This window comes from Nocardioides cavernae, assembly GCF_016907475.1.
Classification (GTDB): domain Bacteria; phylum Actinomycetota; class Actinomycetes; order Propionibacteriales; family Nocardioidaceae; genus Nocardioides; species Nocardioides cavernae.
Map to the genome: position 1 here is coordinate 3,764,195 of NZ_JAFBCA010000001.1, position 13,401 is coordinate 3,777,595.

12 protein-coding genes and 1 tRNA gene are annotated in these 13,401 nt (G+C 73.0%); 6 read left to right on the plus strand and 7 right to left on the minus strand.

The features are described 5' to 3' along the window. Nucleotides 1-38: 38 nt before the first annotated feature. Nucleotides 39-1,412, plus strand: a complete 1,374-nt coding sequence (locus JOD65_RS17655; RefSeq protein ID WP_191195280.1) for a serine/threonine-protein kinase — start codon at nt 39-41, stop codon at nt 1,410-1,412. Here JOD65_RS17655 and JOD65_RS17660 read toward each other — a convergent pair whose 3' ends face one another. Genes JOD65_RS17660 through JOD65_RS17670 form a run of 3 tightly spaced genes read right to left on the minus strand, consistent with a single transcriptional unit; the run spans nt 1,413 to nt 3,786 of the window. Then, a complete protein-coding gene (locus JOD65_RS17660) occupies nt 1,413-2,072 on the minus strand; it encodes a response regulator (RefSeq protein WP_191195279.1) in 660 nt (219 codons plus the stop codon). After that, complete coding sequence (locus JOD65_RS17665; RefSeq protein ID WP_191195278.1) at nt 2,069-3,346, minus strand: sensor histidine kinase; 1,278 nt, start codon at nt 3,344-3,346, stop codon at nt 2,069-2,071. Before JOD65_RS17665 ends, JOD65_RS17660 begins: the two co-directional genes overlap by 4 nt. Nucleotides 3,347-3,366: 20 nt before the next feature. Continuing rightward, entirely contained in the window at nt 3,367-3,786 is a 420-nt protein-coding gene (locus tag JOD65_RS17670) for a hypothetical protein (RefSeq protein WP_191195277.1), read from the minus strand. Nucleotides 3,787-3,939: 153 nt separating this feature from the next. Here JOD65_RS17670 and JOD65_RS17675 point away from each other — a divergent pair, with 153 nt between their 5' ends. Both JOD65_RS17675 and JOD65_RS17680 read left to right on the plus strand, forming a co-directional pair. Beyond that, a complete protein-coding gene (locus JOD65_RS17675; RefSeq protein WP_191195276.1) occupies nt 3,940-5,472 on the plus strand; it encodes a serine/threonine-protein kinase in 1,533 nt (510 codons plus the stop codon). A 188-nt stretch (nt 5,473-5,660) separates the two neighbouring features. Continuing rightward, the gene (locus JOD65_RS17680; protein ID WP_191195275.1) at nt 5,661-6,557 is read left to right on the plus strand and encodes an alpha/beta fold hydrolase; all 897 of its coding nucleotides are present in this window, start codon (nt 5,661-5,663) and stop codon (nt 6,555-6,557) included. Between the two features lie 29 nt (nt 6,558-6,586). Here the strand turns inward: JOD65_RS17680 and JOD65_RS17685 are convergent. Continuing rightward, nucleotides 6,587-6,660, minus strand: a tRNA-Ile gene (locus JOD65_RS17685). A 12-nt stretch (nt 6,661-6,672) separates the two neighbouring features. Then, nucleotides 6,673-7,584, minus strand: coding sequence for a GNAT family N-acetyltransferase (locus tag JOD65_RS17690; protein WP_191195274.1), 912 nt, complete (start codon nt 7,582-7,584; stop codon nt 6,673-6,675). Between the two features lie 173 nt (nt 7,585-7,757). Between JOD65_RS17690 and JOD65_RS17695 the strand changes: the two genes are divergently transcribed. Both JOD65_RS17695 and JOD65_RS17700 read left to right on the plus strand, forming a co-directional pair. Then, nucleotides 7,758-9,158, plus strand: coding sequence for a DUF1800 domain-containing protein (locus tag JOD65_RS17695; RefSeq protein ID WP_191195273.1), 1,401 nt, complete (start codon nt 7,758-7,760; stop codon nt 9,156-9,158). A gap of 1 nt (nt 9,159) precedes the next feature. Next, a complete protein-coding gene (locus JOD65_RS17700; RefSeq protein ID WP_191195272.1) occupies nt 9,160-10,467 on the plus strand; it encodes a DUF1501 domain-containing protein in 1,308 nt (435 codons plus the stop codon). A 25-nt stretch (nt 10,468-10,492) separates the two neighbouring features. On the opposite strand, the gene JOD65_RS17705 is transcribed toward JOD65_RS17700, so the two are convergent. Beyond that, nucleotides 10,493-11,695 carry a sulfite oxidase gene (locus JOD65_RS17705; RefSeq protein WP_191195271.1) on the minus strand — a complete coding sequence of 401 codons (1,203 nt, stop codon included), beginning with the start codon at nt 11,693-11,695 and terminating at the stop codon, nt 10,493-10,495. Between the two features lie 88 nt (nt 11,696-11,783). Here JOD65_RS17705 and JOD65_RS17710 point away from each other — a divergent pair, with 88 nt between their 5' ends. Continuing rightward, entirely contained in the window at nt 11,784-12,536 is a 753-nt protein-coding gene (locus JOD65_RS17710) for a PIG-L deacetylase family protein (protein ID WP_191195270.1), read from the plus strand. Here JOD65_RS17710 and JOD65_RS17715 read toward each other — a convergent pair. Beyond that, nucleotides 12,490-13,359: a hypothetical protein gene (locus JOD65_RS17715; RefSeq protein WP_191195269.1), complete on the minus strand. Its 870-nt coding sequence runs from the start codon at nt 13,357-13,359 to the stop codon at nt 12,490-12,492. The genes JOD65_RS17710 and JOD65_RS17715 overlap by 47 nt on opposite strands. Nucleotides 13,360-13,401 lie beyond the last annotated feature (42 nt).

Consider the following 13,401-nt stretch of genomic DNA (forward strand, 5'->3'; position numbering starts at 1 on the left):
GGCACTAGCCTAGGGCGAGGACGCAGGAGGTTCGGCACGTGATCGCAGGCAGGTACCGGCTCGAGCGGCAGATCGGCCGCGGTGGCTCCGGAACGGTGCACCTCGCGCTCGACGAGGTCCTCGGCCGCCAGGTGGCGATCAAGCGCATCGGGTTGATCCCGGGCTCGGACAGCGCCGAGCTCGAGCGCGCCGAGCGCGAGGCGCGGCTCGCCGCCGCGCTCAACCACCCCAACGTGGTGTCCGTCTTCGACCTCGTCGACGAGGAGGACGTGCGCTGGCTGGTGATGGAGTACGTCGACGGCGAGACGCTGAGCGAGCGGGTACGGACCTCGGGTGCGATGGACGCCACCGAGGCGGCGACGCTGCTGGCGCAGGCCGCCGACGCTCTGGTCGAGGCGCACGACCACGGCATCGTGCACCGCGACGTGAAGCCCAGCAACATCATGATCGCGGGCGGCGCGGCCAAGCTGAACGACTTCGGCATCGCCCGCTCGGAGGACGACCCCTCCCTCACCCAGACCGGCCTGGTGACCGGCTCGCCGGCCTACCTCGCTCCCGAGGTCGCGTCGGGCTCGTCGGCCACCCCGGCGAGCGACGTGTGGTCGCTCGGCGCCACGCTCTACCACGCGGTCACGGGCAAGCCGCCGTACGACGTCGGCGACAACCTGATCGGGGCGCTCTACAAGATCGTCCACGAGGACCCGCCGCGGTTGCCCGACGACCACCCCATGGCCGGTCTGCTGACGGTGATGATGAACCGCGAGGTCGATGCGCGCTGGACGATGCCGCGCGTGCGCGACGAGCTGGCGCGCATCGCCCGTGGGCAGCGCTCCACCGTGGCCCCGGCTCCCGCTCCGCCGCCCACCCGCGAGGTGACCGGCATGCTGCCGGTGCAGGCCGGTCCTCCGGCTGCGCCCGCCCCCCGGCACGGCGCCCGGTGGGGGTGGCTGGCTGCCGTCGCGGTGCTCGCGGTCGCGGCCGTCGTAGCGGCGTACGTCTGGGCGGGCCGCGGCACCCCCGAGGCGCTGCCGGACGAGCAGCAGACACGCTCGGCGGAGACGTCGGAGACCACCACCGGCAGCACCGCTCCGCCGGTGACGGCGGAGGACACCCGCGAGCAGATGGATGCCTTCATCACCTCCTACCTCGCCACCGTCACGAGCGACCCCCGGGCGGCCTTCGACCGGCTGACGCCCGAGTTCCAGCAGGCCAGCGGTGGCTACGAGGGCTACATGGGGTGGTGGGGCCGCGTGCAGTCGGCGTCCCTGGCCGAGGTCGCCAGCGACCCGTCGGACCTGACGGTCGGCTACACCGTCAACTACGTGATGAGGACCGGAGAGCGGAACACCCAGCGCGTGCGGCTGCAGCTCGAGCGGTTCGACGACCAGCTCCTCATCGCCGGCGAGGGGTAGTCAGCCGGAACCCGTCGCGGATCCGCCGAGGCGGTGACGCTGCGCCCACAGGGCGGCCTGGGTGCGGTCGGCGACGCCGATGCGCTGGTAGGCCGAGGTGAGGTGCGCCTTGACGGTGCGCTCGGTGATGCCGAGCCGCTGGGCGATCTGCTTGTTGAGCAAGCCCTCGACCACGAGCCGGAGCACCTCGGCCTCGCGCGGTGACAGGGCCGAGACCTCGACGTCCTCGGACTCGGCGGCGGCGGTCGACCGGCGTGACAACAGCCGTCGCGCGGCCCGGGGGTCGAGGGGCGAGCCGCCCCGCGCCACTGCGCGGATGCCGTCGAGGAGCACCTCGGGCTCGGCATCCTTGAGCAGGTAACCCACCGCACCGGCCTCGATGGCGGCGTCGATGCGGGCGAAGTCGGAGAAGGACGTCAGGACCAGCACCTCCGTGCCGGTCGCCTCGCCGACGATCGCGCGGGTGGCCTCGACGCCGTCGAGGACGGGCATCTGCAGATCCATCACCGCCACGTCGGGCCGGTGCTCGCGCACCAGGTCGACGGCCTCGCTGCCGTCCCTCGCGACGCCGACCACCTCGAGGTCGTCGGTCGACTCGATCAGACCGGTCAGTCCGCGCCGTACGACGGCGTGGTCGTCGGCCACCACCACGCGGATCATCCGACCGGCACCTCCACGCGGACCATCGTGCCCGAGCCCGGTGCGGACTCGACCTCCCAGGTGCCGCCGTGCTCGCGCACGAGGCTCTCGGCCGCGCGCAGGCCGAAGTGGTCGTCGGTCGCCATGGTGGCCGGGTCGAAGCCGACCCCGTCGTCGACGACCTCCAGCACCAGCCGGTCGTCCTCGTGACGGACGGTCAGTGACATCCGGTCGGCGCGGGCGTGGCGCGCCACGTTGCGGACCGACTCCTGGGCGACCCGCCACAGCAGCGCGACCGCCGGACGGGACGCACCGTCGGCGCCGCTGACGTCGACGTCGACCGTCGTCCCGGCCGCCACCAGCGGGGCGACCAGGTCGTCGACCGCGGCGGCCAGGCCGGCCGTGTGCAGGTCGGGCGGGTAGATCTCGACGAGGAGGGACCGGAGGGACCGGATGCTCACCCGCAAGGACCGTCCGACGTCCTCGAGCTCGCGGCGGTCGGGCTCGTCCGCGTGGGCCGCCAGCGCCGAGAGGGCCATCGACGAGCCGGACAGGTCCTGCACGACGCCGTCGTGGAGGTCGCGGGCGATGCGCAGCCGCTCGGCGTCGGAGGCGCGGACGGCGGCCTCGAGCAGGCGCTCGCGCTCGCGCGCGGCACGCGACAGGCGCCTGGACAGCAGGAGGACCAGCGGGGTGCCGAGCGCGACGAGGGCGACCAGGGCGCCGATGGTGATGGGCAGGAACCGGTCGAGGATCTGCGCCCGGCTCGCGCGGATGTCGTCGACGCCGAGGTAGGCCTCGAAGAGGAGCGGCTCCCCCTCGGGCGAACGGACGCGGGTGTAGACCTCCAGGAGGTCGCCGCCCAGGTCACGCTCGAAGCGGTTCTCCGGCCGGCCGAGGTCGGACAGCTCGGCATCGGTCCCCCCGTCGCGCAGCACCTCCAGCTCGTCGTCACCGAGCGGGTAGACCGCGCCGATCAGCTCGGTGCGGTCGCTGTAGAGCACGGTGCCGTCGGCGTCCCACAGCTTGATGCGCAGCACGTCGTCGACGAGCAACCGGTCGAGGGCCGTACGGTCCATGCGGTCGATGGCGGCCGCGTCGCCCTCCGTCAGGCCGGGCGGGATCGCCGGCTGGGCCACGGAGCGCGCGAGCACCCAGGTCAGCGAGCGTGCGTCGGCGATCGCCTCCTCGTCCGCTGCCGAGCGGCTCAGGGCACTGGTGGCCAGCACGACGACGACGAGCGTGACGAATCCCGCGGCCAGGAACTGTGCCACGGGATTCGTCAGCCAGCGCATGGGGCGTACCTCCGATGTGGTCAGTAGTTGACCACACCCCGGCACACCTGGCCGTCCCGCACGGCGCGGAACGCCAGGGTGTCGGTGCCAGCGAGGTCGACCACCTTGCGCTCGACCTCGAACGAGCCGCTGCGCGGGGTGGTCGTGGCCACGCCGCGGTCGCTCACCGAGCCGTTGTGGCGCAACGTCCAGCGCCACCGCTGACCCGCGACGTTGGAGTCGATCTCGCCCTCGACCTCGAGGCGCCCGTCGTCGGTCTTGACCTTGAGCTTCCAGTCCGCGCCCGCGCTGCAGCTCCCGGTGCGGATCACGCGGTCGTCGTCGTCCTGTGCGGCGCCGGCGGTGCCGACGCCCACCGTGCCGACGCTCAGGCCGGCGATGGCGACACCGACAGCGAGTGCTCGGGCGAGTCGGGTCGTGCTGCTGATCGTGCTGTTCATGGGTCCTCCTCGGTTGGTGGTCCCAGCCTCGTCGCCCGGGGCGACGCCGACGAGATGGCCGATGGTGCTAGTACCCCGGACTGGTCCCAACGGGTGTGAGGGCGACGTGGTGCAGGTGACTAGCCTTGAAGGTCAGCCACGGAAGGGGCCTACGTGATCGCAGGCAGGTATCGCCTGGAGAAGGAGATCGGCCGTGGAGGTGCCGGTGTCGTCCACCTCGCGCACGACGAGCTGTTGGACCGCCGGGTCGCCGTCAAGCGCATCGGCCTGCTCCCCGGGACCACCACCGAGGACGTGTCGCGCGCCCAGCGCGAGGCGCGGTTGGCGGCCGGGATCAGCAACCAGCACGTCGTGTCGATCTTCGACCTCGTCAAGGACGAGGACTGCTACTGGCTCGTGATGGAGCACGTCGAGGGACGCACGCTCGCCGAGCTGGTCACGGACGACGGCCCGCTCCCCGTCCGGCGCGCAGCGGCGATCCTCGCCCAGGCCGCCGACGCGCTCGTGCAGGCCGGCACCTCCGGGATCGTGCACCGCGACGTCAAGCCGAGCAACATCTTCGTGGGTGCCGACGACCGCGCCAAGCTCGGCGACTTCGGCATCGCGCGGGCCGCCAGCGACACTGCGCTCACCCAGACCGGCCTGATCACCGGGTCCCCCGCCTACCTCGCGCCCGAGGTGGCCACGGGAGAGCCCGCGACCGCCGCCAGCGACGTCTGGTCGCTCGGCGGCACGCTGTTCCACGCGCTGGCCGGCAGGCCGCCGTACGACGTCGGGGACAACGTGCTCGGGGGCCTCTACAAGATCGTCCACGAGGACCCGCCCCGCCTGCCCGACGACCACCCGGCGGCCGGGCTCCTGGCCGCGATGCTCGTCAAGGAACCGGCGCAGCGCTGGCCGGCCTCGAAGGTGCGCGACGACCTGCGCCGGATCGCCCGCGGCGAGCCGTCGCAGGCGCCCGCGCCCACCGGGCGCGACGGTCAGGCCACCGCCGTGATGGCCGCCGCTCCACCGGCACCTCCGCCGCACGAGCGCGGCACCACCACAAGCACGACCTCCGGGCCCGCTGCAGCCCCGACACCGCCGCGCGCCGGCCGGTCAGCGACACCTGCCCCGACCCCGGTGAGCCCGGCCGCGGACACCTCGCGCGGACGGTCGCGCGGCTGGATGGCGGCCCTGGTCGCGCTCGTCCTGGTGGCGGGCGTCGGCACGTGGCTGCTGTGGCCGCGCGACGAGGAGCCGAGCGACGCCGGACGGAGCGACGCCTCACCGAGCGCCTCGCAGGACCCGACCTCGGACTCCCCGTCCGATAGCCCCAGCGACAGCCCGTCCGCCAGCGAGGAGCCAACCACCGAGCCGAGTCCGTCCAACGCGGCGGGCGGGACTCCCGCAGCGATGCGGTCCTTCGTCCAGGACTACTTCGCGACCGTCACCTCGGACCCGGAGTCGACCTTCGCGATGCTGACGCCCGAGTTCCAGTCCGCGAGCGGTGGCATCGAGGGCTACACCGGTTTCTGGAGCACCATCCAGTCCGCGACGCCGCGGGCCATCAAGGCCGATCCCCGGTCGCTGAGCACGACGTACACGATCGACTTCGTCACCACGTCGGGCCAGACGCGGACGGAGCAGGGCCGGCTGCAGCTCGAGCAGCAGGGCGACGGGTTCCTCATCGCCGGTGAGGGATAGCGCGCCGGGGCACGCACTGCGCGCACTGTTCGGCCCCTTCCGATCGGTGGGGATCGCCACCTCGGGTGGAGTGATCGTCGCCCGCACTGGGATGCGAACGATCTCCATCTCCCACAACGGCTACCTCTGGGCCCCGGTCACCACCGGCTAGGGCTCAACCTGGCCTCCCACGGGGCTACGCTGCTCGGATGGAGCTCGGTCACGTGACCTTGAGCGACGGCCGCCGCGTCGACACCTACGTCGGCGGCGACCCGAACGGGCCCGCCGTCCTCGTGCAACACGGGATGCCGCAATGCCGGCTGGTGGCCACCCACCTCGACGACGGCGCCCGCGAGGCCGGGGTGCGGCTGCTCGCCCTCAGCCGGCCCGGCTTCGGCCAGTCCTCATGGGCGGAGCCCAGCCTCGCCTCATGCGGCCGCGACGCCCTCGACGTCGCTACAGCCCTGGGCGCAGACACGTTCGCGGTCCTCGGCATCTCGTTCGGCGGCCCGTTCGCGGCCGCGACGGCGGCTGCCGACCCGGAGCGGGTCTCCGCGCTCGGCATCTGTGTCGGGATCGGTCCCTGGCGCATCCTCGACGCCGACGACCCCGACCTGGTTGCGGAGCTCGACATCCTCGCCCTCGATGACGCGGGACGCACCGACGAGGCCGTTGAGGCGTACCGCGAGCTGATGGCGGGCGTGTTCGACGACATGTTGGCCAAGGAGTCCGACGAGGAGCTGATGGTCGCGTTCGACGCCATGGTGTCGCCGGACGGGAAACGGGACGTCGACTGGGACGCGTTCCCGCCGCAGTGGCGCGAGCGGTTCGCGCGTGATGTGCGCGAGGCGCTCACCACCTACGACGGCATGGCCCACGACAACATCGCGGCCGGGAGGAACTGGGACATCGACCTGACGACCATCCACCAGCCGACGTTCTTGTGGTACGGCGCCGACGACGACCTGCTGCCGCTCAAGCATGGCCTCTGGTGGGAAGCACAGCTGCCTCAGGCGCAGCTGACCGTCCGCCCCCGGACTGGTCACGGCGGCGCGTACTTCATACACAGCGAGGACATGTCCCGCACGCTGACAGCGGCATCCTGACCTCGAGGCGAAGCAATACGCGCACTGCGTAGGGCGGGTGGGGCTCGAACCCACGACCCAAGGATTATGAGTCCTCTGCTCTGACCGACTGAGCTACCGCCCCTCGGGCCGCACACTAGGCGATGGGGGCCTCGACCTCGTACATGTGCTCCACGACGCGGAAGCCGAGGCCCGTGTTCGTGCGGTGCATCGCGGTGTTGGACGGCGCGGTCCACGTGTGGACGAGCCGGACGTCGTCGGGCAGGTCGGCGTAGTTGGCGGTCTTGAGGGCGGCTCCGAGGCGGTGGCCGCGGTGCTCGGGCATCACCAGCGTGTCGTCCTGCCAGCCGTAGTCGGTGCCGTGCGGGACGAACAGCAGCGAGTAGCCGCCGAACGTGCCGTCCGCGCGGCGGCGGGCTGCGGCCACCCGGACGTCGTACGCCCGCATGAGCCGTTCCTCCGACGTGGCCAGCCGCTCGTCGTTGAGGACCTCGGGCTCGAGGTCGAGCTCCCCGGTCGGGACGTCGGCGTTCATCTGGTTGCGCATGGCGAGGTAGGCCTCGCGGTGCTCGTCGGGGCAGCGGCCACGCCAGGTGACGACCTCGTACGCCGGGTCGACCGGCGACGTGGCGACGGGGAGGTCGGCGACGAGGTGGTCCTCGCGGTGCTTGTCGACCGTGCCCATGGCCGCGGCGAACTCGCGGGCGGGGCCGGGCGTGGCGACGTCGACGGTCACCTCTCCCCCGACCCGGGTGCGGGCGGCGGCACGGGAGCGCTCCACCACGGCCTGCCACAGGGCACGGCCGACGCCGCGACGCCGGTGGGTGGGCAGCACCTGGACCTCGGCCCACGCGACGTCGGTGTTCTCGCTCAGCGGCAGCTCGAGCTCCGCGACCCCGACGACCTCGCCGCCCTCGACGGCCTGCAGCCACGTGCGGGCGTAGTGGGTGCTCGGCGAGGTGGCCGTGACCTCGAAGGCGGCCGCCGTGGCGATCAGGGCGTGCGGGTCGGTCGTGTCGAGCTCCACGATCTGCGCGTCGGTGTCCACCGGCCCATCCGACCGCACCCGCCAGCCGACGGGCAACCGGGATTCGGACGTTCGACTTCGCGTCCGCCGCCCGGCATGGGACAGTGATGCGTCTTTCGCAGCGGCTCGGGTACGGGAGGACCTCGGTGGCCAAGGATCGGTCTGCTCTGCTGTCCCCGTCGCAGCGTCATCTTGTGACGCGCTTCGGCTACGGCATCGACGCAACGCTCGCGCGCGACGTACGCCGTGCCGGCGGGGCGCCCGCGTGGTTCGAGCAGCAGCTCACAAGCCCGGGCTCGTTCCCCGACGGGGCTGCCGACGCCGTCCGACGGTGGTGGCCCGACCTCGACCGGCGGGCCTCCGATCTCTGGCAGCGCCAGGTCCAGGAGGTCCGCGGCGGCTGGCAGGTCATGGAGGACTACGGCCGCTGGCTGCTCGTCCGGCGCATCCGCACGCGGCGCCCGGTGCTGGAGAAGATGACCGAGTTCTGGGAGGCGATGCTCCACGTCCCGGTGAGCGGCGACGCCCACTTCACCTGGCGGGTGGACTACGGCGACACGGTCCGGCGCCACGCGCTCGGCCGCTTCGACGAGCTGCTGACCGCGACCACGACCCACCCGGCGATGCTGATCTTCCTCTCCGCCGCGACCTCGACCAAGCGCGCACCCAACGAGAACCTCGGGCGCGAGCTGCTCGAGCTGCACACGCTCGGCGCAGGCAACTACGACGAGGACGACGTCAAGGCGTCGGCGCGGATCCTCACCGGCCACCACGTCGACCTCTGGGAGTCGTGGAAGGCGTCGTACGTCAAGGAGGACCACGCGACCGGGAAGGTGCGGGTCAAGGGGTTCACCCACACGAACCGCAAGGCCGACGGCCGCGAGGTCACCCGGGAGTACCTCCGCTACCTCGCGCACCACCCGCTGACCGCCCAGCACGTCTGCGAGCGGCTCGCGACCAAGTTCGTGCGCGACGACCCGCCGCGGTCGCTGGTCAAGCGGCTGGCCAAGGTCTACCTGAAGAACGACACCGCGATCGTGCCAGTGCTGCGCGCCCTGGCGGCCAGCAAGGAGTTCCGGTCCTCCGCGGGCGACAAGCTGCGCGACCCGGGCGAGGACGTCGTCGCCACCTATCGCGCCCTGGGCGTCGAGGTCGGCCGGCCGAGCCGCAACGACTCCGCGTCCAACGCGATCCTCTGGCAGGCGTCCCGGCTTGGCCTCACCCCCCATGCCTGGCCGCGCCCCGACGGGACTCCCGTCACCGACCGCGTGTGGGCCTCGCCCTCGCGGGCGCTCGGCTCGATGGACCTGCACTACTCGATGGCCGGCGGGTGGTGGCCCTCCGAGGGCATCCGCTACCGCACCCCGCGTGCGTGGGTGTCGTCGAAGAAGCCGGTGCGCTTCGAGGACCTCGTCGACGCGGTCAGCCGCGACCTGCTGCACCGGCCCGCGAGCAAGCGTCTGGTGCAGACGGCGACCATCGCCACCGGCTGCAAGGCCAGGGAGAAGATCGACCGCGACCACGCCCTCTACCAGTGGGGCTTCCCGCGGCTGCTGGCCGCCGTCCTCGACTCCCCCGACCACCTGGCGTGCTGACATGACTGCTCCCCACCCGACCCCTGCCTCCCCTGCTGCTCCGGGGGCCCGACCCTGCGGCTGCCCCGACTACGACGAGGCACGACTGGCCCTGAGCCGCCGTGCGCTGCTCGGCACCGCCCTCGCCGGAGGTGCCGTCGCGCTCGGCCCGTCGCTCACGGGCACCGGCCCGCCTGCGTACGCCGTCACCGGCCGCAGCGCCGCCCGACTGGCCGCGCCCGGCGGCTCCGTGCTGGTGATCCTCTCGCTGCGTGGCGCGGCCGACGGCCTCTCGCTCGTCGTCCCGCACGCCGACCCCGTCTACTACGCCGCGCGCCCGCGGCTCGCGATCCCCCACACCGCGCTGCTGGCACCGGACGCGATGTTCGGGTTGCACCCCGCCCTCGCGCCGCTGCTGCCGATGTGGGACGCGGGCACGCTGGCCGCCGTGCACGCCACCGGCATGGCCGCGCCCAACCGCTCGCACTTCGCGGCCATGGAGGCCATCGAGGACGCCGCTCCCGGCTCGTCCGAGCGCACCGGCTGGCTCAACCGCCTGCTGGGCGAGCTGCCCGGCACCTCGCCGCTGCAGGGCACGGCGATGGGCAACCAGGCGCCCACCTCGCTCTTCGGCGCCCAGCCGGCCTTCGTCGTCGGCCGGGTCGACCAGGCCAAGGTCGCCGGCGCCGACGAGGAGGGACGCCGGCTGGCGTCCCTGACGCACGCGTGGCGCGGAAGCAGCCGGATGAGCCGCGCAGTGCGCGACGCGATCTCGGGGGCGCAGACCTTCGGCGCCGCCCGGGACACCCCGGCCGGCGCGCCCGCCACCGCCTACCCCGCCAGCGGGCTGGGCCAGGCACTCTCGGACGTCTCCCGGATCGTGCGCTCGGGCGTCGGCACCGAGGTGATCACCGTCGACCAGGGCGACTGGGACATGCACACCGACGCGGGCACGCTGGAGTGGGGCGACATGAAGCGCAACGCCGGCGACCTGGCGAGCTCGATCGCGGCGTTCTTCGCCGACCTCGGCCCGGCCGCCGAGCGGGTCACCCTCGTGACGCTGAGCGAGTTCGGCCGCAGGGTGCGGGAGAACGACGACTACGGCACCGACCACGGCTTCGGCAACGTCATGTTCGTCGCCGGCGCCGGGGTGCGGGGCGGCCGCTACTACGGCTCGTGGCCCGGCCTGTCCGACACACCGGACGCCGACCTCCTGGTCACCACCGACTACCGCAGCGTGCTCGCGGAGGTCGTCACCCGACGGTTCGGTGTCTCGGTCGCGCAGGTCTTCCCGGGCTTCGCCCCGCAGGCCGTCGGCGTGATGGCCTGACGGCCTCCCGTTCTCCCGCAGGCGGTCAGACGACCTGCACGGGATGGCGCACGACGGCGTCGAAGAAGTAGCCCTGCGTGTTGAAGGCGGCCACGAACGGCTGGGTGCGGCCCTGCTCGTCGGTCGCCCTGGCGAGCAGCTCGTGGCGTCCGGGGCGCGGGTTGCCCCAGCGCACCGACCACTGCGTCCAACCCTCGTCCTCGCGGGACCGGCGGTCCAGGACGGCCGGGCGCCAGCTGGACCCGCCGTCGAGGCTCACCGAGACGCGACTGATCCGGCCCGCGCCGCTCCACGACCGCCCGCTGAGGGTGACGGGCCGCGACGGCAGCACCTGGTCCGGGGCCAGCTCCCACGCCGAGCGCACCGGGTTGACCGTCAGCGGCGGGGAGTCGGCCGGCCAGTCGGGGCCGACCATCCGGTAGAAGGTGGTGTTCCACGGCGACGTCAGCTGCGTCGTCGACACCTCCAGCGACCCGAGCCACTTGATGCTCGCGATGCCGACCCAGCCGGGCAGCACCAGGCGGAGCGGGTAGCCGTGGTCGGGCAGCAGGTCCTCACCGTTCATCCCCCACGCGAGCAGCGCGTCGTCGAGCGCCTTCTCCACCGGGAACGGACGACGCACCCGGCCGTAGTCCGTGCCACCCGAGACGAAAGGGTCGTCGAGCCCGGTGGCCTGGATGGACACCGCGTCCGGCGACAGCCCGACGGAGGCGAGGACGTCGCGCAGGCGGACGCCGCTCCAGCGCACGGTGCCGACGGCGCCGAGCGTCCAGGCGGTGCCGGAGACGGTCTGTCCCTGCTGGGTCCGGAAGTAGCTCCGACCGTTGCCGGTGCACTCCACCACGGCGGTGATCTCGTGGTGGGGCAGCCGCTGGAGGTCGGCGAACGACAAGCTGAGCGCCTCCCCGTCTCCCCTCGGCGTCGCCAGCCCGTCGCCGTACACGCGCAGCGCGTAGGTCGACCGGTCGACCTGCGGGGTGCGGGTGTGGTTGCGCACGAACAGGCGCGACTGGGGCGTGAGGTAGCGCTGGGGGTCGACCGAGGCCCAGCGCATCTCGGCGTTGGTCCCGAAGTCCGTGAAGTAGGCCGGCGGGGTGGGCTTGAGGATGAACGGGGACGCAGCGGACGCAGGGGCTGCGCGCCACACGGAGGTGGGAACGGCCGCGGCGCCGACGAGAGCGGCAGCGGCGGTGAGGAATCCACGGCGGGTGGGCGCGTACGAGGTCATGCGCCCGACCATATAGGAGTAAGTCGTTCGTTTCACTACACAACACGAGCCGGCAGACACGCCGCCGTCGCGGTGCCATGCTCGGGGCATGAGCGCCGAACGACCCGCACCCCCGTCCTTCGAACCGCTGCCCGAGGACTGGCAGAGCGCCCTGTTCGTCGTGGCGCACCCGGACGACATCGAGTACGGCGCGGCCGCTGCGGTCGCGCGGTGGACCGGCCAGGGGAAGAAGGTCGTCTACTGCATGGTGACCAGCGGCGAGGCCGGGATCGACGGGATCCACCCCGACGAGTGTGGACCACTGCGCGAGGCGGAGGAGATCGCGTCCGCCGCCGCCGTCGGCGTCGACGAGGTGCTGTTCCTGCGCCTGCCCGACGGGGTCCTGGAGTACGGCGTCGAGCTGCGGCGCGCGCTCGCGAAGGTCGTGCGCGAGCAGCGACCCGACGTCGCGCTGACCATCAACTTCCGCGAGACGTTCGGCGGCACCAACCTCAACCAGGCCGACCACATCGCCGTGGGCAGGGCGCTCCTCGACGCGGTCCGCGACGCCGGCAACCGCTGGGTGTTCCCCGAGCAGCTGACCGACGGCCTCGAGCCGTGGGGCGGCGTGAAGGCGGTGTGGGCGGGCGGGTCACCGCAGGCGACGCACGCGGTGGACGTGACCGAGACCTTCGCGGCCGGCGTCGCCTCCCTGAAGGAGCACCGGGCCTACATCGAGGGCCTCGGCTGGGAGGGCTGGGACCCCGAGGAGTTCCTCGACGGGATCCTCCGCGGCGGCGGCCAGGGGCTCGGCGTCACCCATGCGTCGACGTTCGAGGTGTTTCCCCTGGGCTGGGGCTGAGGGCCCCCCGCCCGAACCGGCGCCTGCCCCCGCGTGGCTGCCTCGCACCAGCACCGGCGAACCGCGCGCCGACCAGAGGCGGCGGGGTCGGCGCGGCCTCCACGAGGACCTCGTCGGCCGTCTCGTCGACAGATGTGGAATGGGCTGCAGTGGGGTCGTCCTGCGTCGGCACCGACGACAGGTCGTGATCGGCCAGGATCGCGCGCACCTCGTCGATCGTCGCGAGCAGCGCGTGCTCGTCCGTCGCGTCCGTGCAGGCCACCAGCGCGTGGCGACCGAGCGACGCGCCGACCACGTACGCCTCCTCGAACCGCAGCCGGACGAATCCCGCCACGGGTTGGTCCTCCAGCGAGCGCAGGATCGCGAGCATGCGGTTGCCCACCTCGTCGAGGTGGCGCCTCGCCGCCCCGTCCCCCGCCGTGGCGACGACGCGCGACCCGGCTGTGACGACACCAGCCCAGCGGACGCCCCCGACCGCCTGGACCCGGCCGAGGCAGTGGACGACCGTGGCCGTGGCGTCCGCGCCGCCGATCACCATGAAGGTCGGCACGGTGCGGGCCTCGGCGGGCGCGAGCACCGCCCGGTAGGTGCCCTCCCCGGCGGGCGTCCAGGTCACCCCGACCGTCAGGCGGCACGTGCCCAGCGCCTCCAGCGCCCGTAGGTCACCGATCTCGACCAGCTCCCCCGCGCGACGCGCCAGCCGGCCCGTGTAGGGCAGAGCAGCGGCGAGCGCACCCGCTGAGCCGTCGTCACCGACCACGATCCCGTCCGGGCGTACGACGAACTCGCAACGGTCGTGGCCATCCATCGGTCCTGCGCTCATGGCGCCACCCTGTCCCAGCCCTGCGCCGGACGGGGCGGCGTA